The organism is Cellulomonas sp. McL0606, from assembly GCF_058248365.1.
Genome location: NZ_CM177779.1, coordinates 1734652 through 1754248, shown reverse-complemented (window position 1 = coordinate 1754248; position 19597 = coordinate 1734652). Strand labels below are relative to the sequence as shown.

General features: G+C 71.2%; 20 protein-coding genes and 2 pseudogenes. 11 read left to right on the top strand and 11 right to left on the bottom strand.

Features of this window, described 5'->3' with window-relative positions:
- Window positions 1-33: 33 nt before the first annotated feature.
- Window positions 34-1632 (bottom strand): ABC-F family ATP-binding cassette domain-containing protein, encoded by a 1599-nt coding sequence (locus AC38ZX_RS08855; RefSeq protein ID WP_426595440.1) that lies wholly within the window; start codon window positions 1630-1632, stop codon window positions 34-36.
- Window positions 1633-1803: 171 nt separating this feature from the next.
- Between AC38ZX_RS08855 and AC38ZX_RS08850 the strand changes: the two genes are divergently transcribed.
- From AC38ZX_RS08850 to AC38ZX_RS08825, 6 genes and pseudogenes are all read left to right on the top strand, one after another.
- Window positions 1804-2457 carry a biotin transporter BioY gene (locus AC38ZX_RS08850; protein WP_491297006.1) on the top strand — a complete coding sequence of 218 codons (654 nt, stop codon included), beginning with the start codon at window positions 1804-1806 and terminating at the stop codon, window positions 2455-2457.
- 7 nt (window positions 2458-2464) lie between these two features.
- Window positions 2465-3183: pseudogene (locus AC38ZX_RS08845) on the top strand (energy-coupling factor ABC transporter ATP-binding protein).
- The gene (locus AC38ZX_RS08840; protein WP_491297005.1) at window positions 3180-3815 is read left to right on the top strand and encodes an energy-coupling factor transporter transmembrane component T family protein; all 636 of its coding nucleotides are present in this window, start codon (window positions 3180-3182) and stop codon (window positions 3813-3815) included. The pseudogene AC38ZX_RS08845 and the gene AC38ZX_RS08840 overlap by 4 nt, the downstream one beginning before the upstream one ends.
- Before the next feature lie 67 nt (window positions 3816-3882).
- The gene (locus tag AC38ZX_RS08835; RefSeq protein WP_491297004.1) at window positions 3883-4287 is read left to right on the top strand and encodes a TM2 domain-containing protein; all 405 of its coding nucleotides are present in this window, start codon (window positions 3883-3885) and stop codon (window positions 4285-4287) included.
- 25 nt (window positions 4288-4312) lie between these two features.
- Window positions 4313-5203 carry a KPN_02809 family neutral zinc metallopeptidase gene (gene ypfJ, locus AC38ZX_RS08830; RefSeq protein ID WP_491297003.1) on the top strand — a complete coding sequence of 297 codons (891 nt, stop codon included), beginning with the start codon at window positions 4313-4315 and terminating at the stop codon, window positions 5201-5203.
- On the top strand, window positions 5200-5784 hold the full coding sequence (locus AC38ZX_RS08825; protein WP_491297002.1) for a GNAT family N-acetyltransferase: 585 nt from the start codon (window positions 5200-5202) through the stop codon (window positions 5782-5784). Before ypfJ ends, AC38ZX_RS08825 begins: the two co-directional genes overlap by 4 nt.
- A gap of 15 nt (window positions 5785-5799) precedes the next feature.
- Here the strand turns inward: AC38ZX_RS08825 and AC38ZX_RS08820 are convergent, their stop codons facing one another.
- The 8 genes from AC38ZX_RS08820 to AC38ZX_RS08785 are packed head-to-tail and all read right to left on the bottom strand — an operon-like array spanning window position 5800 to window position 12481.
- Window positions 5800-6141 (bottom strand): metal-sulfur cluster assembly factor, encoded by a 342-nt coding sequence (locus tag AC38ZX_RS08820; protein WP_426595433.1) that lies wholly within the window; start codon window positions 6139-6141, stop codon window positions 5800-5802.
- The gene (sufU, locus tag AC38ZX_RS08815; protein ID WP_426595432.1) at window positions 6138-6611 is read right to left on the bottom strand and encodes a Fe-S cluster assembly sulfur transfer protein SufU; all 474 of its coding nucleotides are present in this window, start codon (window positions 6609-6611) and stop codon (window positions 6138-6140) included. The genes AC38ZX_RS08820 and sufU overlap by 4 nt, the downstream gene beginning before the upstream one ends.
- Window positions 6608-7918, bottom strand: a complete 1311-nt coding sequence (locus AC38ZX_RS08810) for a cysteine desulfurase (protein ID WP_491297001.1) — start codon at window positions 7916-7918, stop codon at window positions 6608-6610. Before AC38ZX_RS08810 ends, sufU begins: the two co-directional genes overlap by 4 nt.
- Before the next feature lie 17 nt (window positions 7919-7935).
- A complete protein-coding gene (gene sufC / locus AC38ZX_RS08805) occupies window positions 7936-8700 on the bottom strand; it encodes a Fe-S cluster assembly ATPase SufC (protein WP_426595430.1) in 765 nt (254 codons plus the stop codon).
- 19 nt (window positions 8701-8719) lie between these two features.
- A complete protein-coding gene (locus AC38ZX_RS08800) occupies window positions 8720-9052 on the bottom strand; it encodes a non-heme iron oxygenase ferredoxin subunit (RefSeq protein WP_426595429.1) in 333 nt (110 codons plus the stop codon).
- On the bottom strand, window positions 9049-10320 hold the full coding sequence (gene sufD, locus AC38ZX_RS08795) for a Fe-S cluster assembly protein SufD (RefSeq protein WP_491297000.1): 1272 nt from the start codon (window positions 10318-10320) through the stop codon (window positions 9049-9051). The genes AC38ZX_RS08800 and sufD overlap by 4 nt, the downstream gene beginning before the upstream one ends.
- Window positions 10320-11771 carry a Fe-S cluster assembly protein SufB gene (sufB, locus tag AC38ZX_RS08790; protein WP_426595427.1) on the bottom strand — a complete coding sequence of 484 codons (1452 nt, stop codon included), beginning with the start codon at window positions 11769-11771 and terminating at the stop codon, window positions 10320-10322. Before sufB ends, sufD begins: the two co-directional genes overlap by 1 nt.
- Window positions 11768-12481: a helix-turn-helix transcriptional regulator gene (locus tag AC38ZX_RS08785; RefSeq protein WP_426595426.1), complete on the bottom strand. Its 714-nt coding sequence runs from the start codon at window positions 12479-12481 to the stop codon at window positions 11768-11770. The genes sufB and AC38ZX_RS08785 overlap by 4 nt, the downstream gene beginning before the upstream one ends.
- A gap of 166 nt (window positions 12482-12647) precedes the next feature.
- Between AC38ZX_RS08785 and AC38ZX_RS08780 the strand changes: the two genes are divergently transcribed.
- The 5 genes from AC38ZX_RS08780 (at window position 12648) to AC38ZX_RS08760 (ending at window position 17198) form a co-directional block, all read left to right on the top strand.
- A complete protein-coding gene (locus AC38ZX_RS08780) occupies window positions 12648-13565 on the top strand; it encodes an ABC transporter ATP-binding protein (RefSeq protein WP_491296999.1) in 918 nt (305 codons plus the stop codon).
- Complete coding sequence (locus AC38ZX_RS08775) at window positions 13562-14314, top strand: ABC transporter permease (RefSeq protein ID WP_491296998.1); 753 nt, start codon at window positions 13562-13564, stop codon at window positions 14312-14314. Before AC38ZX_RS08780 ends, AC38ZX_RS08775 begins: the two co-directional genes overlap by 4 nt.
- Window positions 14315-14378: 64 nt before the next feature.
- On the top strand, window positions 14379-15353 hold the full coding sequence (locus AC38ZX_RS08770; protein ID WP_491296997.1) for a COX15/CtaA family protein: 975 nt from the start codon (window positions 14379-14381) through the stop codon (window positions 15351-15353).
- Window positions 15354-15399: 46 nt separating this feature from the next.
- Window positions 15400-16398: an ATP-binding cassette domain-containing protein gene (locus tag AC38ZX_RS08765; RefSeq protein ID WP_426595422.1), complete on the top strand. Its 999-nt coding sequence runs from the start codon at window positions 15400-15402 to the stop codon at window positions 16396-16398.
- The gene (locus AC38ZX_RS08760; protein WP_426595421.1) at window positions 16395-17198 is read left to right on the top strand and encodes an ABC transporter permease; all 804 of its coding nucleotides are present in this window, start codon (window positions 16395-16397) and stop codon (window positions 17196-17198) included. Before AC38ZX_RS08765 ends, AC38ZX_RS08760 begins: the two co-directional genes overlap by 4 nt.
- A gap of 55 nt (window positions 17199-17253) precedes the next feature.
- Here AC38ZX_RS08760 and AC38ZX_RS08755 read toward each other — a convergent pair whose 3' ends face one another.
- Window positions 17254-17868, bottom strand: a complete 615-nt coding sequence (locus AC38ZX_RS08755) for an NUDIX domain-containing protein (RefSeq protein ID WP_491296995.1) — start codon at window positions 17866-17868, stop codon at window positions 17254-17256.
- Window positions 17868-19537 (bottom strand): annotated as a pseudogene (pyrG, locus tag AC38ZX_RS08750) (CTP synthase). The gene AC38ZX_RS08755 and the pseudogene pyrG overlap by 1 nt, the downstream one beginning before the upstream one ends.
- Between the last annotated feature and the right edge of the window lie 60 nt (window positions 19538-19597).

Here is a 19597-nt window from a genome sequence, read left to right as displayed (position 1 = left end):
CCGTTCTCGGCACCCGGGAGGGGGTCGAGAGGGTCAGGCCAGGGCGATCAGGTCCAGGTAGCCCGGGTTCCAGAGGTCCTCGTCGCCGTCCGGCAGCAGCAGGACGCGCTCCGGGTCGAGGGCTGCGACCGCACCCTCGTCGTGCGAGACCAGCACGACCGCACCCGCGTACCCGCGCAGCGCCGCGAGGATCTCCTCGCGGGACGCCGGGTCGAGGTTGTTCGTCGGCTCGTCGAGGAGCAGGACGTTGGCCGACGAGACGACGAGGGCCGCGAGCGCGAGGCGCGTCTTCTCCCCACCCGACAGCACCCGGGCCGGCTTGTCGGCGTCGTCGCCCGAGAACAGGAACGACCCGAGGACGGACCGCACCTGCGTCTCCGTCAGGTCCGGCGCGGCCGACTTCAGGTTCTCGACGACCGTGCGGTCGAGGTCGAGCGTCTCGTGCTCCTGCGCGTAGTAGCCCAGCTTGAGCCCGTGCCCGGGGTGGACGTCGCCGGTGTCGGACTGCTCGATGCCCCCGAGGATGCGCAGCAGCGTCGTCTTGCCCGCGCCGTTGAGGCCCAGCACGACGACCTTGCTCCCCCGGTCGATCGCCAGGTCGACGCCGGTGAAGACCTCCTGCGAACCGTAGGTCTTGGACAGGTCGCTCGCCGTCAGCGGCGTCTTGCCGCAGGCCGCGGGCTCGGGGAACCGCAGGCGCGCCACCTTGTCGGACGCGCGCACGTCCTCGAGGCCCGACAGCAGGCGCTCTGCCCGGCGGGCCATGTTCTGCGCGGCGACGGTCTTGGTGGCCTTGGCGCGCATCTTGTCGGCCTGCGCCATGAGCGTCGAGGCCTTCTTCTCGGCGTTGGCCCGCTCGCGGCGGCGGCGCTTCTCGTCCGTCTCGCGCTGCTGCAGGTACGCGTCCCAGCCGAGGGCGTACTGGTCGAGCTGCGAGCGGTTGGCGTCCAGGTGGAACACCTTGTTGACCACGGCGCGCAGCAGGTCGGCGTCGTGCGAGATGACGATGAGACCGCCCGAGTACCCCTTGAGGTAGTCGCGCAGCCACATGATCGAGTCGGCGTCGAGGTGGTTGGTGGGCTCGTCGAGGAGCAGGGTCTCGACGCCGGAGAACAGGATGCGGGCCAGCTCGACGCGACGGCGCTGACCGCCCGAGAGCGTCCCGATCGTCTGGCTCAGCACGCGCTCGTCGAGCCCGAGGTTCGACGCGATCCGGTGCGCCTCGGACTCGGCGGCGTACCCGCCCGCCGCATTGAACCGCGCGTCGAGGCGCGTGTACCGGTCCATCGCCTTCTCGCGGACCGCCTCGTCCTCGCTGCCCATCGCGGTCTCGGTCGCGCGCAGCGACCGCACGATCTCGTCGAGACCCCGGGCGCTGAGAACCCTGTCCATCGCGAGCTGGTCGAGGTCGCCGGTGCGCGGGTCCTGCGGCAGGTAGCCGACCTCACCGGACCGGACGATCTGGCCCGCGGTCGGTTGCGTCTCGGCCGCCAGGGTCTTGGTCAGCGTCGTCTTGCCGGCGCCGTTGCGACCGACCAGACCGATCCGGTCGCCGGCCGCGATGCGGAACGACGACTCCTCGAGCAGCACACGTGCGCCGATGCGCAGCTCGACAGCCTGGGCGGTGATCACTTGACGGTTTCCTCCGATATAGCCGTGCGGCTCTTGGTCGCACGCACAAACGCCAGCAAGTCTACGTGGGGCTAGCGTCGTGACCGGTCGATCGGGTGGATCTCGCGCCGTCGGCCGGCGGGGACGCCCGTGTTCCTTCGTGCCCAGCTCCACGACGATCAAGGGGTAGCCATGTCCACCGCGCCTGACGCCGTACCTGCAGTCACCGACTCTCCCACGCTGGCCGCACCGGTCGCCCGGTCCTCCGTGGCCACGGACGTCGCCCTCATCGCCAGCTTCGCCGCCTTCATCGCCGTCTGCGCGATCCTGCCCGCAATCCCGACCGGCGACTCGGGCGTGCCGATCACGCTGCAGACGTTCGGGGTCATCCTGGCCGGTCTGGTGCTGGGCTGGCGTCGAGGTGCGCTCGCCGTGCTCCTGTACCTCGCGGTCGGCCTGGCCGGCGTGCCCATCTTCTCGGGCGGCGCCGGCGGGATCGCCGTCCTGGCGGGCGCGTCCGTCGGGTACCTCCTCGCCTTTCCGTTCGGCGCAGCGCTCGCCGGCGCGTTCGCCAGCCTGGGCATCCGCTGGAGCGCCCCCGGCACCAAGGCCGGTCCGGGCTGGCTGTACCCGTTCCTCGTGCTGTCGGGGATCCTCGGCAGCTTCCTGACCATCCACGTCGGCGGGATCGTCGGCCTGATGGTCCGCCTCGACCTCACCTTCCACGAGGCGCTCGTCATCGACGCCCACTTCATCCCCGGCGACATCCTCAAGAACCTCGCGGCCGGGGCCGTGGCGCTGGCCATCTTCAAGGCCTTCCCCGACATGCTGCGCACCCGCCGCTGACGACTCCGTGATCACGCTCGACGAGGTCCTCGTCACCGCCTACAGCCCCGATCCCGCGGGCGGTGCGGACCGCATCGTGCGCCTGCTCGGGCCGGTGACGCTGGACCTCGGCGAGCGTCGCATCGCGATCGTCGGCGCCAACGGCTCCGGCAAGTCGACCCTCGCGCGGCTGCTCAACGGCCTCGTCCTGCCCGCGTCGGGCTCCGTCCACGTCGACGGGCTCGACACCGGGCGCGACGGGGCCGCGGTGCGTCGGCGGGTCGGGTTCATGTTCACCGATCCCGACGCCCAGGTCGTGATGCCGACGCCGCTGGAGGACGTCGCCCTCTCCCTGCGTCGGCTCAAGCTGGCCCCCGAGGCTCGCGACGAGGTCGCGCGGGCCGCGCTCGGCCGGCTCGGGCTCGCCGACCGCGCCGACTCCCCGTGCACGCCCTGTCCGGTGGTCAGCGTCAGCTGCTCGCGCTCGCAGCCGTCCTGGCCACCGAGCCCGCGGTCCTCGTGGCCGACGAGCCGACCACGCTTCTCGACCTGCGCTGGCGCCGCGTCGTGGACGACCTGCTCGCCTCCCTGGACCAGCAGGTCATCGTCGTGACGCACGACCTGGACGCGGCCCTGCGTGCCGACCGCGTGCTGGTGGTCGACGACGGGTCGGTCGTGTTCGACGGCGAGCCCGCCCCGGCGATCGCGTACTACCGGGACCTCATGACGGGGGTGCCGCGCCCGTGAGCCAGGGACCTCTGCGACCTCCGTGGTCCGGGCCGCTCGGCCTGTACCACCCCGGTTCGAGCGTCGTGCACCGTGCGCCGGCCGGCCTCAAGCTCTCGTTCCTCGCTGTCTTCGCGATCGTGGTGGTGCTCGCCCACGGACCGGCGTCGGCGCTGGCCGCGCTCGGGATCGCGCTGCTGCTGCAGGTGGTGGCCCGCGTGCCCTGGCACCGCACCACGCGGGGGCTCGTCCCCACCCTCGTCACCGCGGCGCTGATCGGCGCCTACCAGTGGTGGGCGCGGGACTGGCAGACCGCCTTCGAGGTGGCCGTCGACCTCGTCGCCCTGGTGCTCGCCGGAGCCGTCGTGACCGCGACCACGCGCGCCGACCTGCTCCTCGACGTGCTGGCTCGCCTCGTCCGCCCGCTGCGGCACATCGGGCTCGACCCCGAGATGTTCGCGCTCACCGTCGGGCTGTTCCTGCGCACGATCCCGCTCCTGGCCCGCACGTCGATGGAGGCCCGCGACGCCGCACGCGCCCGCGGCCTGGAGCGCAGCCCCCGGGCCGTGCTCGTGCCCGCCGCCGTGCGGATGGTCGCCCACGCGCGGACCACCGGCGATGCCCTGGCCGCGCGCGGCCTCGGCGAGGACTGAAAAGACCACGCGCCCGGTGTGGGCTGCGGTACGTTCTCGGCGTCCACGCGCAGAGCGGAGCCTCCCGATGACCGACCCGCACGAGCGGCGTCCGGATGAGCCCGGGCCGTACCCGCAGGGGCCCTACCCCCAGGGGCCGTACCCGCAGGGGCCCTACCCCCAGGGGCCCTACCCGCCGCCGTACGGTCCCGGACCGTACGCGCCCGGTTACGACCCGTTGGCGAAGTCCAAGGTCGTCGCCGGGCTCCTCGGGATCTTCCTGGGTCACTTCGGCGTGCACCGGTTCTACCTCGGCTACAACCGCGAAGGCCTGACCATGCTGCTCATCGCGGTGGTCGGCGGGATCGTCACCTGCGGCATCGCCTGGATCGCGGTGGGCATCTGGGGTCTGGTCGAGGGCATCCTCTACCTCGTCGGCACGCCGGGTACGCAGTGGACCCACGACGCGACGGGCCGCCCGCTGAGCGGCTGAGCGCGCTCGCTACTACCTTGCGTGGATGACGTTCCAGGAGGGTGGCAGCTTCGACGCCGGGCGCGTGCGCAGGCGTGGACCCGGCAAGGGCGGCGTCGCCGTCGGCGGTGGGGTCGGTGGCATCGCGGTCGTCGCGCTGATCCTCATCCTGCAGGCGACCGGACACAGCGACGTGGCCAACGTGGTCAACCAGGTGGCCGGCGGCGCGGGAGGCGGCGGCCAGCAGGCGGAGAGCACCCTCGGGGCGTGCTCCGCCGCGCAGGCCAACAGCGACCGCGACTGCCGGCTCGAGGGGACCATCGAATCGCTGGACGTCTACTGGGCCGCCACGGTGCCGACCGCGTTCAGCCAGCCCGGTGTCGTCTCGTTCCAGCGGGCCACGAGCACGGGCTGCGGCGACGCATCCGCCTCCAGCGGTCCGTTCTACTGCCCGCCCGACCAGACGATCTACCTCGATGTCAGCTTCTACGACGACCTGGAGTCGCAGCTCGGCGCGCAGGACGGGCCGCTCGCCGAGGAGTACGTGACCGCGCACGAGTACGGCCACCACATCCAGCAGCTGACGGGTGTGATGGACAAGGCGAAACGGCAGGGCACGGGCGCCGACTCCGACTCGGTGCGCACCGAGCTGCAGGCCGACTGCTACGCCGGCATGTGGGTCGGCGACGCGACCGAGACGATCGATCCGGACACGGGCAAGCCGTTCCTCGACCCGATCACCCAGGAGCAGCTGCAGAACGCTCTCGGCGCGGCGTCCGCGGTGGGCGACGACCACATCCAGAAGCAGTCGGGCGGCCAGGTGAACCCCGACGCCTTTACGCACGGCACGAGCGCACAGCGCGAGCGATGGTTCACCACCGGGTACGAGAACGGCACGCTCGACGCGTGTGACACCTTCTCGGCGACCACGCTGTGAGCGACTACACCGTCAGGGCGCTGACCCCCGACACGTGGGACGCGTTCGCGCGCCTGGCCGAGAAGCACAACGGCGTCTGGGGCGGCTGCTGGTGCACGTGGTTCCACCCGCGCTTCCCCGAGAAGCTGCCCGGCGCCGAGGGAAACCGTCTCCTCAAGGAGCGGCTCGTCCACGAGGGCGTCGCGCACGCGGCCCTCGTCTTCGACGGCGACGACGCAGTCGCCTGGTGCGAGTACGGGACGCCCGACGAGCTGCCGAGCATCTATCACCGCAAGCAGTACGAAGCCGGCCTGGAGAACCTGCCCGACTACCGGATCACCTGCTTCTTCGTCGACCGGGACTACCGGCGCCGTGGGATGTCCGGTCATGCCCTGCGCGGCGCGATCGACCTCATCGCAGCGGCGGGCGGCGGCCTGGTCGAGGCGTACCCGCACGACACGGGCGGCGTGAAGAAGTCAGCGTCGTTCCTCTACAACGGCACCCGCACGCTCTTCGAGAACGCCGGCTTCGCGTACCAACGGCCCAAGGGCCACGGCAACTGCGTGATGACGATGACCGTCCGACACGAAGGGGACCCGTAGGTCTCCTTCGCACGCTCAGATGTTGAAGCCGAGGGCCCGCATCTGCTCACGGCCGTCGGGCGTGATCTTCTCCGGGCCCCACGGCGGCATCCAGACCCAGTTGATGCGGAATCCGTCGACGATGCCGTCGAGGGCGGTCGCGGACTGGTCCTCGATGACGTCGGTCAGCGGGCAGGCCGCGGACGTGAGGGTCATGTCGATGATCGCGGTGTTCGTCTGGTCGATGACGACGCCGTAGATGAGGCCGAGGTCGACGACGTTGATCCCGAGCTCGGGGTCGATGACGTCGCGCAGGGCCTCCTCGACGTCGGCGACCGTCGACGGGGTCGGGCTGGCTGCAGTTCCAGAAATCGTCATGAGTCCTCCGTGGGACGGGCGCCGGTCTTGATGAGTGCGTCGGTGAGCGCGGACCAGCCGAGCAGCGCGCACTTGATGCGGGCGGGGTACTTGGCCACGCCGGTGAAGGCGGTCGCGTCGCCGAGCGAGTCCTCGGCGGCCTCGTCGTCCAGGCCGTTGCCGCGGGCGGACATCAGCTCACGGAACGTGCCGCCGAGCTGGTCGACCGTCGCGAGGTCGTTGCCGACGACGAGGTCGACGAGGACCGAGACGGAAGCCTGCGAGATGCTGCAGCCCTGACCCTCCCAGCGGACGTCGCGCACGACCCCGTCCTCGAGGTCGACCTGCAGCGTCACCTCGTCGCCGCACGTCGGGTTGACCTGGTGCGACTCACCGACGTGCTCGCCGGCGAGGCCGAGGCCTCGACCGTGCGGGAACTTGGCGTGGTCGAGGATGACCTGCTGGTACAGCTGCTCCATCGAGGAACTCATGACACCTCCAGACCGAAGAACGCCCGGACCCCCGTGAGTGCTTCCCGGAAGACCTCGATCTCCTCGTCCGTCGTGTAGACCGCGGCGCTGGCGCGCGAGGTCGACGCGACGCCGAACCGGCGGTGCAGCGGCTGCGCGCAGTGGTGGCCCACCCGGACGGCGACGCCCGCGTCGTCGAGCACCTGGCCCACGTCGTGCGCGTGCACCCCGTCGACGACGAACGCGACGGTGGCCAGCCGGTCGCGGGTGTCGGTCGGACCGATGACCCGCACGCCCGGCACGGACGCCACCGCGTCGAGCAGCAGCCCGGCCAGGTGGTGCTCGTGGGCGGCGACCGCGTCCATGCCCAGCTCGGCCAGGTACGAGGCCGCGGCGCCCATCCCGACGGCCTGGGACACCATCTGCGTGCCGGCCTCGAACCGCTGCGGCGGCGGCGCGTAGGTGGTCTGCTCCATGGTGACGACCTCGACCATCGACCCACCCGTGGTGACGGGCGGCATGGCCTCGAGCAGCTCGCGGCGGCCGTAGAGGGCACCCACGCCCGTCGGGCCGAGCATCTTGTGCCCGGAGAACGCGGCGAAGTCGACGCCCAGCGCCGTGAGGTCGACGGGCAGGTGCGGCACGGACTGGCACGCGTCGAGCACCGTGAGCGCGCCGACCGACCGTGCCTTCGCGACGAACGGCGCGACGGGCGTGATCGCACCCGTGACGTTCGACGCATGCGTGAACGCGAGCACCTTGGTCCGCTCGGTCACGACCGTGTCGAGCTCGTCGACCCGGATGCGGCCGTCGTCGTCGACCCCGATCCAGCGCAGCGTCGCGCCAGTGCGGGCGGCGAGTTCCTGCCACGGGACGAGGTTGGCGTGGTGCTCGGCCTCCGTGACGACGATCTCGTCACCCGGCCGCAGCGCGAACCGCTGGGCGGCCGCTCCCCCGCGCCCGAGAGAGGCGTTCGACATCGCGTACGCGACCAGGTTGATCCCCGCAGTCGCGTTGGACGTCCAGACCAGCGACCCCGGCGAGACGCCCACGAACGAGGCGACCCGCTCGCGCGCGTCCTCGAACGCCTCGGTGGCTTCCTCGGCCAGCTGGTGCGCGCCGCGGTGCACGGCGGCGTTGCGCTGGATGTAGAAGTCCTGCTCGGCGTCGAGGACGACCTCGGGCTTCTGCGAGGTGGCCCCCGAGTCGAGGTACACCAGCGGGCGTCCGCCGCGCAGGGTCCGCGCGAGCAGCGGGAAGTCCGCGCGCACGGCGGCCAGCTCGGACGCGTCGAGCGTCCGGGCCGGAACCTCGAGGGTGCTGGTCATGGGGAGCCTCAGGCCTCTCAGATAACCGAAGTGCTCGTCAGGAAGCGGTCGTAGCCCTCGTTCTCGAGGCGGTCGGCCAGCTCGGGGCCACCCTCCTCGGCCACGCGGCCGTCGACGAACACGTGCACGAAGTCGGGCTTGATGTAGCGCAGGATCCGCGTGTAGTGCGTGATCAGCAGCACGCCGACGTCCGGGTTCTGACGGACGCGGTTGACTCCCTCGGACACGACCCGCAGCGCGTCGACGTCGAGGCCGGAGTCCGTCTCGTCGAGGATCGCGAACTTGGGCTTGAGCAGCTCCATCTGGAGGATCTCGTGGCGCTTCTTCTCCCCGCCGGAGAAGCCCTCGTTGACCGAGCGCTCGGCGAACGTGGGGTCCATGCGCAGGTCGTCCATCGCGGTGCGCACGTCCTTGACCCACGTGCGCAGCGGGGGCGCCTGGCCGTCGATGGCGGTCTTGGCGGTGCGCAGGAAGTTGGACACGCTCACGCCGGGGACCTCGACCGGGTACTGCATGGCCAGGAACAGGCCGGCGCGGGCGCGGGCGTCGACCGACAGTGCCAGGACGTCCTCGCCGTCGAGCGTGACCGTGCCGCTGGTCACGTGGTACTTCGGGTGGCCGGCCAGCGAGTAGGCCAGCGTCGACTTGCCGGAGCCGTTGGGGCCCATGATGGCGTGCGTCTCGCCGCTCGCGACGGTCAGGTCGACGCCGCGCAGGATCTGCTTGGGGCCTTCCTTGGTCTCGACGCTGACGTGCAGGTCGCGGATCTCCAGGGTGGACATGCTGTTCCTTCCAGACTTCTCAGAGCGGGGAGTCGACGTCGACCAGCACGCGCTGGCCGTCGACGGTCACGGGGTAGACAGGGACGGCGCGCACGGCGGGCGGGCCGGTGGGCTTGCCGGTGCGCAGGTCGAAACGGGAGCCGTGGAGCCAGCACTCGATGGTGCAGCCCTCGACCTCGCCGTCGGACAGCGAGACCGCGCCGTGCGAGCAGATGTCGCTGATGGCGTGGAGCTCGCCTGCGTCGTCGCGCACGACCGCGACCTCGACCGGGCCGTTCTCACCTTCGAGCTCGACGCGGAACGTGCCCTCGACAGGCACGTCCTCGTCGTAGCAGGCCAGCTGGGCGCTCATGCACGCTCCGTGGTGGCGCCCACCTCGGAACCCTCGACGGCGGTGCTGTCCAGGACGCTCATCGACTTCTCGAGCTCGCGCTCGATGGCGCCGATGAGGCGCTCCTCGACCGACGGGACGCCGATCTCGTGGATGAGCTCGGCGAAGAAGCCGCGCACCACGAGCCGGCGCGCGTCGGGCTCGGGGATGCCGCGGGCGCGCAGGTAGAAGAGCTGCTCGTCGTCGAACCGGCCGGTCGCGCTCGCGTGGCCCGCGCCCGCGATGAGACCGGTCTCGATCTCGAGGTTCGGCACGGAGTCCGCACGGGCACCGTCGGACAGGACCAGGTTGCGGTTGAGCTCGTACGTGTCGGTGCCCCCGGCGGCAGCGCGGATGAGCACGTCGCCCACCCAGACCGTGTGCGCACCCTCGCCCTGCAGCGCACCCTTGTAGGCCACGCGGGAGACGCAGTTGGGCACCGCGTGGTCGACGAAGAGCCGCTGCTCCTGGTGCTGGCCGGCGTCGGCGAAGTAGAGGCCGAGCATCTTGACGCTGGCACCCTCGCCGACGAACTCCGCGTCCGGCGTGATGCGCACGACGTCGCCGCCGAGCGTCACGGCGATGTGCTTGACGGTCGCGTCGCGGCCGATGCGCAGGCGGTGGCTCGTGGCGTGGACCGAGCCGTCGGCCCAGTCGTGCACCGAGACGACGGTCAGGTGCGAGCCCTCGTCGGCGACGACCTCGACGGTCTCGGTGAGCGACGCGTGCCCGATGTGGTCGATGACGACGACGGCCTGCGAGAACGCCTCCGCGTGCACCAGCAGGTGCGTCGCGCTGGGCACGATCGTGCCCTCGACGCCCTCGATGCGGATCGACGTCACCTCGGAGGCGACGGCCTCCTTCGGGATCGTGACGACGGTGGCCCGCGGGAACGATGCCCAGGCGACGGCGGAGGTCCGGTCGCCCGGCTGGCCGGCCTTGCCCAGGCGCGCGTCGTCGCGGTCGACGATCTCGACCTTGACCTCGGGTGCCTCGACGACCGTCGTCAGCACGCCGTGGCCGTCCAGGACGCCCTCGGTCGAGCCCGCGAACAGCGGCGCGAGGCGGTCGACCGGCGAGAACCGCCACTCCTCCTCGCGCCCGTTCGGCACGGGGAAGTCGGCGACGTCGAACGACGTGGGCCGCGACGCACGGGACGCCTCGGGCGACGGCCCGGCGCCGTGGGTGTGGCTTCCGTCGGCGACCGCGCGCGAATGGTCGGTCGACAGGGAGTCAGTTGCGGTCGTCATCAGCCGACGGCCCCTTCCATCTGCAGCTCGATGAGGCGGTTCAGCTCGAGGGCGTACTCCATAGGCAGCTCACGCGCGATGGGCTCGACGAACCCCCGCACGATCATGGCCATGGCCTCGGTCTCGGGCATGCCTCGGGACATCAGGTAGAACAGCTGGTCCTCGCTCACGCGCGACACGGTCGCCTCGTGGCCCATCGACACGTCGTCCTCGCGGACGTCGACGTACGGATAGGTGTCGGACCGTGAGATCTGGTCGACGAGCAGCGCATCGCAGAGCACGTTCGACGCGGAGTGGTGGGCGCCCTCGAGCACCTGCACCAGACCGCGGTAGGACGTGCGGCCACCGCCGCGCGCGACGGACTTGGAGACGATCGAGCTGGACGTGTGCGGCGCGGCGTGCACCATCTTGGCGCCGGCGTCCTGGTGCTGGCCGGCACCGGCGAACGCGATCGACAGGGTCTCGCCGCGGGCGTGCTCGCCCATCAGGTAGATGGCCGGGTACTTCATGGTGACCTTGGAGCCGATGTTGCCGTCGACCCACTCCATCGTGGCGCCCTCGGCCGCGGTCGCCCGCTTGGTGACCAGGTTGTACACGTTGTTCGACCAGTTCTGGATGGTCGTGTACCGCACGCGGGCGTTCTTCTTCACGATGATCTCGACGACCGCCGAGTGCAGCGAGTCGCTCGAGTACACCGGAGCAGTACAACCCTCGACGTAGTGGACGTACGAACCCTCGTCGGCGATGATCAGCGTCCGCTCGAACTGGCCCATGTTCTCGGTGTTGATACGGAAGTAGGCCTGCAGCGGGATCTCGACGTGCACGCCCGGCGGGACGTAGACGAACGAGCCGCCCGACCAGACGGCCGTGTTCAGCGACGCGAACTTGTTGTCCCCGGGCGGGATGACCGAGCCGAAGTACTGCTCGAACATCTCGGGGTACTGCTTCAGAGCCGTGTCGGTGTCGAGGAAGATGACGCCCTGCTCCTCGAGCGACTCCTGGATCTGGTGGTAGACCACCTCGGACTCGTACTGCGCGGCGACGCCGGCGACGAGGCGCTGCTTCTCGGCCTCGGGGATGCCCAGGCGGTCGTACGTGCTCTTGATGTCGTCAGGCAGGTCCTCCCAGCTGGTGGCCTGCTTCTCGGTGGAGCGCACGAAGTACTTGATGTTGTCGAAGTCGATGCCGGACAGGTCCGAGCCCCACCACGGCATGGGCTTCTTGTCGAACAGGCGCAGCGACTTCAGGCGCGTCTTGAGCATCCACTCGGGCTCGTTCTTGAGCGCGGAGATCTCCCGCACCTTCGCCTCCGACAGGCCACGCGTGGCCACGGACCCGGCGGTGTCGGCGTCGTGCCAGCCGTAGTTGTAGTTCCCGATGGAGGCGATGGCCTCGTCCTGGGTCATCTGCGGCGCAGCGGTGGCAGACGAGCTGTCGGTCTGTGCACTCATGCTGGGTGTCCTTCCACGGGCACGTGCGGGGTGGTGGGATTCGAGACGGGGATGTGCGTGGTGCAGACGTGGCCGCCACCGGCCAGCGTCGCGAGGCGCTGCACGTGGACGCCGAGCATCCGGGAGAACGCCCGGGCCTCGGCCTCGCACAGCTGGGGGAACTCGTGCGCGACGTCCTGCACCGGGCAGTGGCCCTGGCAGAGCTGCATCGCGGTACCGCCGGGCACCGGTCGGGCGGAGGCGGCGTAGCCGTCGGCTGCGAGGCCGTCGGCGAGGACCCGGACCCGGGCGGCGACGTCGTCCCCGGCCGCGCGGACGGCGGCGCCGTGCCGCTGCTCGAGCTCGGAGATGCGCATCTCGGCGAAGCCACGGACGGCGTCCGGGCCGGCCGTGTCGGCCAGGAACCGGAGCGCCTGCGTGGCCAGCTCGGAGTAGCGGTGCGACAGCGCCGCCTGCCCGCGGGCCGTGACGATGTAGCGCCGTGCGGGACGACCGCGGCCCTTGGGTCCCGACGAGCCGCCGTGGACGGCGATCTGGTCGCTGTCCTCGAGGACGCCGAGATGGCGGCGGATGCCGGCGGGCGCCAGGTCGAGCTGGGCGGCGAGCTCGGCCGCCGAGACGGGACCGGCGGACGCGACGATCTGGAGCACCCGGGCGCGGGTGCCCGCGTCGGAGACGTCGGTGTGCTCGACGGGCAGGGTCGCGCTCACACTCACCTCCGGGACCGGATCGGCGCACTCGTCGGAGCACGCCTCGATATGCGCAACATCCTTGTTGCCAATATCCATCCCTGCAAGCAAGGAGACCCTTCTCTGGCCCGACTGTGACGGACCGCACGGCGGAGCGGCCGATGCGCCACACCTAGACTTCCGACTCGTGCCCGACTCCCCCGCGCTCGAGATCTCCGGTCTCGTCAAGCGCTACGGCTCCCGCGCGGTCGTCGACGGCATCGACCTCGTCGCGCAGCCGGGCCAGGTCACGGCGGTGCTGGGCCCCAACGGAGCAGGCAAGACGACCACGATCGAGTGCTGCGAGGGGCTGCGCGAGCCCGACGCCGGCACCGTCCGCGTCCTGGGTCTCGACCCCCTGACCGACGCGCGCACCCTGCGACCCCGCGTCGGCGTCATGCTGCAGGACGGAGGGCTGCCGACGGGCGTCAAGGCCCGCGAGATGCTCGCGCACGTCGCGAGGATGTACGCCAACCCGCGCGACCTCGGCGAGCTGAGCGAGCGGCTCGGTCTGGACGCGTTCGGCGGGACCACCGTGCGCCGGCTGTCGGGCGGCCAGCGCCAGCGGCTCGCGCTCGCCGCGGCCGTCGTCGGCAAGCCCGATCTCGTGTTCCTCGACGAGCCGAGCGCCGGGATGGACCCGCAGTCGCGGCACGCCGTCTGGGACCTCGTCCGCGAGCTGCGCGCCGAGGGGGTCGCGGTGGTGCTGACCACCCACCTCATGGACGAGGCCGAGGACCTGGCCGACCACGTCGTCGTCATCGACCACGGCGCCGTGATCGCCCGCGGCTCGGTGGCCTCGCTGGTCGCCGGCTCGCAGGACCGCACGCTGCGGGTGGCGACGACGCCCGGGCTGCCCGTGGACGCGCTCGGCGCAGCGCTGCACCTCACCGTGACCGAGTCGTCCGCCGGGGAGTACACCGTGACGGGTCCGGTGTCCCCCACGACCGTCGCGACGCTCACCGCGTGGTTGGCGGAGCGCGACGCGCTGGTCACCCGGCTCACCGTGGGACGGCGGACGCTCGAGGACGTGTTCCTCGACCTCACGGGGCGGAGCCTGCGATGACGTCCGCCCCTGCTCCCGTGTCGCGTCGCGTCCTCGCCCAGACCGCCTTCGAGGCCCGCGCGATCCTGCGCAACGGCGAACAGCTCCTGGTCACGATCATCGTGCCCGTGCTCGTGCTCGTCGGCCTGACCAAGGCGACGAACATCACGATCGACACCGACGGCATGAGCCGGATCGACTTCTTCACGCCCGGCGTGCTGGCCCTGGCGGTCATGACCTCCTCGTTCACGTCGCAGGCGATCGCCTCCGCGTTCGACCGCCGCAACGGCGTCCTGCGGCTCCTGTCCACCACGCCGCTCGGCCGCGGCGGGCTGCTCGCGGGCAAGGTCCTCGGGGTCCTGGCCGTCGAGGTCGTGCAGGTGGTCGTCATCGCCACCACCGCGCTGCTGCTCGGCTGGCACCCCGCCGGCGCGGGTCTGCTGCTCGCCGTCGTCGCGGTGATCCTCGGGACCGCGGCGTTCACGTCACTGGCCCTGCTGGTCGCGGGAACGCTGCGCGCCGAGGCCGTGCTCGCGGTCGCCAACCTGCTGCTCCTGCTCCTCGCCGTGGCCGGCGGCGTCATCGTGCCGGCGTCCCGCCTGCCGGGGCCGATGCAGCACATCGCCCTGCTCCTGCCCTCTGGCGCGCTGGGCGACGCCATGCGCGAGACCCTCTGGCACGGGTCGCTGCCCGCGTGGTCGGTCGTGGTGCTCGTCGGCTGGACGGCCGCCCTCGGCTGGGGCGGGTCACGGCTGTTCCGCTGGCACTGACGGTGTGACCGGTCTCGCGTCGCCGTGGTGCTGGCCGCCGTGGGCCGGACCGTAGGCTGGTCGCGTGAGCACGTCCACCGCCGTCGACGCCCGTCCGCCGCTGTTCCAGCGGGTCCGCGACCGGTGGGCGTGGACCGCGGTGGTGGCCAACCCCGTCGGTCAGATCGTCATCATCGTCACCGGCGGCGCCGTGCGGTTGACCGCCTCCGGCCTCGGCTGCTCCAGCTGGCCCCAGTGCGAGCCGGGCGAGTTCACGCCGGTCGAGCACGCGCAGTCGTCGTTCCACCCCTACGTGGAGTTCGGCAACCGGATGGTGGCCCCCGTGCTGGTGGTCATCGGCCTGGCGGTCGTGGCACTCGTCGTCACCGAGACGCGCCGCCCGTGGTCCTACCGGGCGCTCGGGCTCGTCCCGGTCATCGGCGTGCTCATCCAGGCGGTCATCGGCGGGCTCTCGGTGATCTACGACCTCAACCCCGCGATCGTCGGCAGCCACCTGCTCATCTCGATGGGCCTCGTCGCCTTCTCGGCCTGGCTCGCGGTCCGGACGCGCGAGGGCGACCGACCCGCCGCGCCGCTCGTCGACCGCACCGTGCGCCTGCTGATCCGGCTGCTCGTCGCCCTGACGGCGGTGGTCCTCGCGCTCGGCGTCGTGGTGACCGGCGCGGGGCCCCACTCGGGCGACGACACCGTCGGCTACCGCTTCGACGTCGACCCCTGGCTCATGGCCAAGGCGCACGCCGGTGCCGTCTGGACGTTCGTCGCGGTGCTCGTCGCGATCCTGGTCCTGCTGCGCCGGTCCGGGGTTCGAGGAAGGCCGTGGAGGGCCGGCCTCGTGCTTCTCGGCGTGACGCTCGGTCAGGGGATCATCGGCTACGTCCAGCTGTTCACCGGGCTGCCGATCGCGCTGGTCAACCTGCACATGCTGGGTGCGGCACTGCTCACCACCGCAGTCACCTTCTTCGTCGCGACGACCCGCGACCGCGGCCCCGCAGCCCTGCCCGCCGCCGCAGCCGCGGAAGCCGTCGCCGCGCACGGATAGCAGCAATGGGGTATCGCGTGTCAGAGGTGCCTCATAGCCTCGGCACATGGACCCAGCGACAAGCGCTCCAGCCATCACCGCTCGTGCACTCGTCAAGACGTACGGCAGCGTCACCGCGCTGGCCGGCGTCGACCTCACGGTGCCGAAGGGGACCGTCCTCGGCCTGCTCGGACCGAACGGCGCCGGGAAGACCACCATCGTCCGGGTGCTCAGCACCCTGCTGAAGCCCGACTCCGGCTCCGCCGAGGTGGCCGGCATCGACGTCATCGCCCACCCCCGCGCCGTCCGGCGTCGCATCGGTCTGTCCGGCCAGTACGCGGCGGTGGACGAGTACCTGACGGGGTACGAGAACCTCGACATGATCGGGCGGCTCTACCACCTCGGTCGCAAGAAGTCCCGCGAGCGAGCCCGCGAGCTGCTCGCAGCGTTCCGGCTCGAGGACGCGGGCGACCGGCCCAGCAAGACCTACTCGGGCGGCATGCGTCGCCGGCTCGACCTCGCGGGCGCCCTGGTGGCGGACCCGCCGGTGCTGTTCCTCGACGAGCCGACCACGGGCCTGGACCCCCGCGGACGCACCGACATGTGGGAGGTCATCCAGTCGCTGGTCGCCGGCGGGACCACCCTGCTGCTGACCACGCAGTACCTGGAAGAGGCCGACCTGCTGGCCGACGAGATCGTCGTCATCGACCACGGCCGGATCATCGCGCAGGGCACGTCGGACCAGCTGAAGAGCCAGGTGGGCGGCGAGCGGCTCGAGATGACGCTCAAGGACGGCACCCGGCTCGGTGAGGCGACCACCCTGCTCGAGCCCCGGGGCGTCGGCAAGGCGGTGCTCGACGAGAGTCGTCGCCAGCTCGTCATGCCCGTCACCGGCGGCGCCGAGGTGCTGACCGAGGCCCTCCGGCTGCTCGACGGCGCCGGCATCGGCCTGGATGACGTGGGCCTGCGACGGCCAACGCTCGACGACGTCTTCCTCGCGCTCACCGGCCACGCCACCGCAGACGACGACGAGGCCGTGAAGGCCCCGGAAGGAGCCCGGTCATGAGCATCCCCTACGTCTTCGCCGACGCGGCGGTCGTCGCCAAGCGCAACCTCATCAAGATCAAGCGGGTGCCGGACCTGCTGGTGTTCACCACGCTCCAGCCGATCATGTTCGTCCTGCTGTTCTCGTTCGTGTTCGGCGGCGCGATCGGCGGAGGGAACGGTCAGGCGTACCGCGAGTTCCTGATGGCGGGGATCTTCGCGCAGACGGTCATCTTCGGCGCGACGATCACGGGCGCCGGGCTCGCCGACGACGTGAAGAAGGGCATCATCGACCGGTTCCGGTCGCTGCCGATGGCACCGTCGGCGGTGCTGGCGGGCCGCACGGTCTCGGACGTCATCAACAACGTGCTCGTGCTGGTCGTCATGTCGTTGACCGGCCTGCTCGTCGGCTGGCGGATCAACGACGGCGTCTGGTCCGCGCTCGGCGGGTACGCGCTGCTGCTCGGCTTCGCCTATGCGATCTCGTGGATCATGGCCTGGATCGGCATGCTCGTGCCGAGCCCCGAGGTGGTCAACAACGCCGCGTTCATCGTGATCTTCCCGCTGACGTTCGTGGCCAACACCTTCGTGCCGCTGGCCACCCTGCCGCCGGTGCTCCAGACGTTCGCCGCCTGGAACCCCGTCTCGACCGTCACGCAGGCCGCCCGCCAGCTGTTCGGCAACATCCCGCCGAACGTGCCCGAGCCGACGCAGTGGTCGCTGCAGAACCCGGCGCTCTACACGTCGATCTGGATCGTCATCATCCTGGCGGTGTTCGTACCGCTGGCCAACGCCCAGTACCGGGTCTCGACCAGCCGCTGATCCCGAGCACGGCGCCGCCGCCCGCTCCTGGTGAGGAACGGGCGGCGGCGTCGGGTCAGTCGAGGGCGACCGGTTCGAGCGTCGACCACCCGCGTGCACGGGCGGCCGCGGCGGCCAGCACCCCGACCACGGCCGTCGGACTGTGCAACCGCCCGCCCAGGGCTGCGTCGACGGCCTCGTCGAGCGGGATCCAGGCCGGCACCATCCCGGCCTCCTCGTCCGTGCGCAGGTAGCGCTCGGAGTCGGACACCGGCGAGAGGTCCCGCGCCAGGAACACGCGGATGCGCTCGTTCGATCCGCCCGGCGTCGTGTAGAAGTCGACGAGCCGCCACCAGGACGCCGCCCGAAGGTCGGCCTCCTCCGCGCGCTCGCGGGCCGCCGCAACAACCAGCAGCTCGTCCGGCACGTCCCGCAGACCCGCCGGCGGCTCCCAGAGCTCCGAACGCACCGGGTGCCGGTACTGCGAGAGCAGCAGCACACGGTCGTCGTCGTCGAGGGCGATCACGGCGACCGCACCGGGGTGGGCGACGTACTCCCGCAGGACCTGGGTGTCCCCGAGGTCCACCACGTCGGCGTCGAGGTCGAACACCTTGCCGGTGTGGATGCGCCGGTGCTCCAGGACGGGCCTGGCCGCCTCGAGGTCCTCGATCCGTGCCCCCGGCAGGGGCATCAGGACTCGTCGCCGCGCAGTGCCAGGGCGGCTCCGACCAGCCCGGCGAACAGCGGGTGCGCACGGGTCGGGCGCGACTTGAACTCCGGGTGCGCCTGCGTCGCGACGTAGTACGGGTGCACGTCCCGCGGCAGCTCGACGAACTCGACCAGCGACGTGTCGGGCGAGACCCCCGAGATCACCAGGCCGGCCTCCTCCAGCTTGTCGCGGTAGGAGTTGTTCACTTCGTAGCGGTGACGGTGCCGCTCGGACACCTTGTGCGCGCCGTAGGTGTCGGCGACCACGGACCCCGGCGTCAGCAGCGCGTCGTACGCGCCAAGCCGCATGGTGCCGCCCAGGTCGCCCGCGCCGCCGACGAAGGCACGCTGCTCCGCCATGGTCGCGATCACGGGGTGCGCCGGGTCGTCGTCGAACTCCGAGGACGAGGCGCCGTCGAGGCCCAGGACCGTGCGGGAGTACTCGATGACCATGCACTGCAGGCCGAGGCAGATGCCGAGCGTCGGTACCAGGTTCTCGCGGGACCAGCGCAGTGCGCCGAGCTTGCCTTCGATCCCGCGGACGCCGAAGCCACCCGGGACGAGGACGGCGTCGACACCCTCGAGCGCGAGCCGGGCACCCTCGGGCGTCTGGCAGTCGTCCGACCTGACCCAGCGGATGACCACCTTGGCGTCGTGGTGGAAGCCGCCGGCCCGCAGTGCCTCGGTCACGGACAGGTAGGCGTCGGGCAGGTCGATGTACTTGCCGACGAGCGCGACCTCGACGCGGTGGGCGGGCTCGTGCACGCGGCGCAGCAGCCGTCCCAGCCCTTCCACTCGACGTCGCGGAACGGCAGCGCCAGGCGCTGCACCACGTAGGCGTCCAGGCCCTCGGAGTGCAGCACCCGCGGGATGTCGTAGATGCTGGGCGCGTCCTTGGCCGTCACGACGCCCTCGACGTCGACGTCGCACATGAGCGCGATCTTGCGCTTGGTGGCCTCGGGCACGTCGCGATCGGCCCGCAGCACGATCGCGTCCGGCTGGATGCCGATGCTGCGCAGGGCGGCGACCGAGTGCTGCGTCGGCTTCGTCTTCAGCTCGCCCGACGGACCGATGTACGGCACGAGGGAGACGTGCAGGAAGAACACGTTCGCGCGACCGAGGTCGTGGCGCACCTGCCGGGCCGCCTCCAGGAACGGCAGCGACTCGATGTCGCCGACGGTGCCACCGATCTCCGTGATGATGACGTCGACGTCCTCGTCGGCCTGCGACCGCATGCGGGACTTGATCTCGTCGGTGATGTGCGGGATGACCTGCACGGTGTCGCCGAGGTACTCGCCGCGACGCTCCTTGGCGATCACCTGCGAGTAGACGCCACCCGTGGTCACGTTGGCCGACCCCACGAGGTTCACGTCGAGGAAGCGCTCGTAGTGCCCCACGTCGAGGTCCGTCTCGGCGCCGTCCTCGGTGACGAAGACCTCGCCGTGCTGGAACGGGTTCATGGTGCCGGGATCGACGTTGAGGTACGGATCCAGCTTTTGCATCGTGACCTTGAGGCCACGGGAGCGGAGGAGTCGACCGAGGCTGCTGGCCGTCAGACCCTTACCGAGGGAGGAGGCAACACCTCCGGTGACGAAGATGTGCCGGGTCGTGGATTCCGACCGCCCGGAGAGTCGATGCGCGCGCTCTGTCACGGGATTCCAGCCTACCCGACCTACGGGCGAACCCCGAGGGGCGCGCCTGGTGAGTCAGGA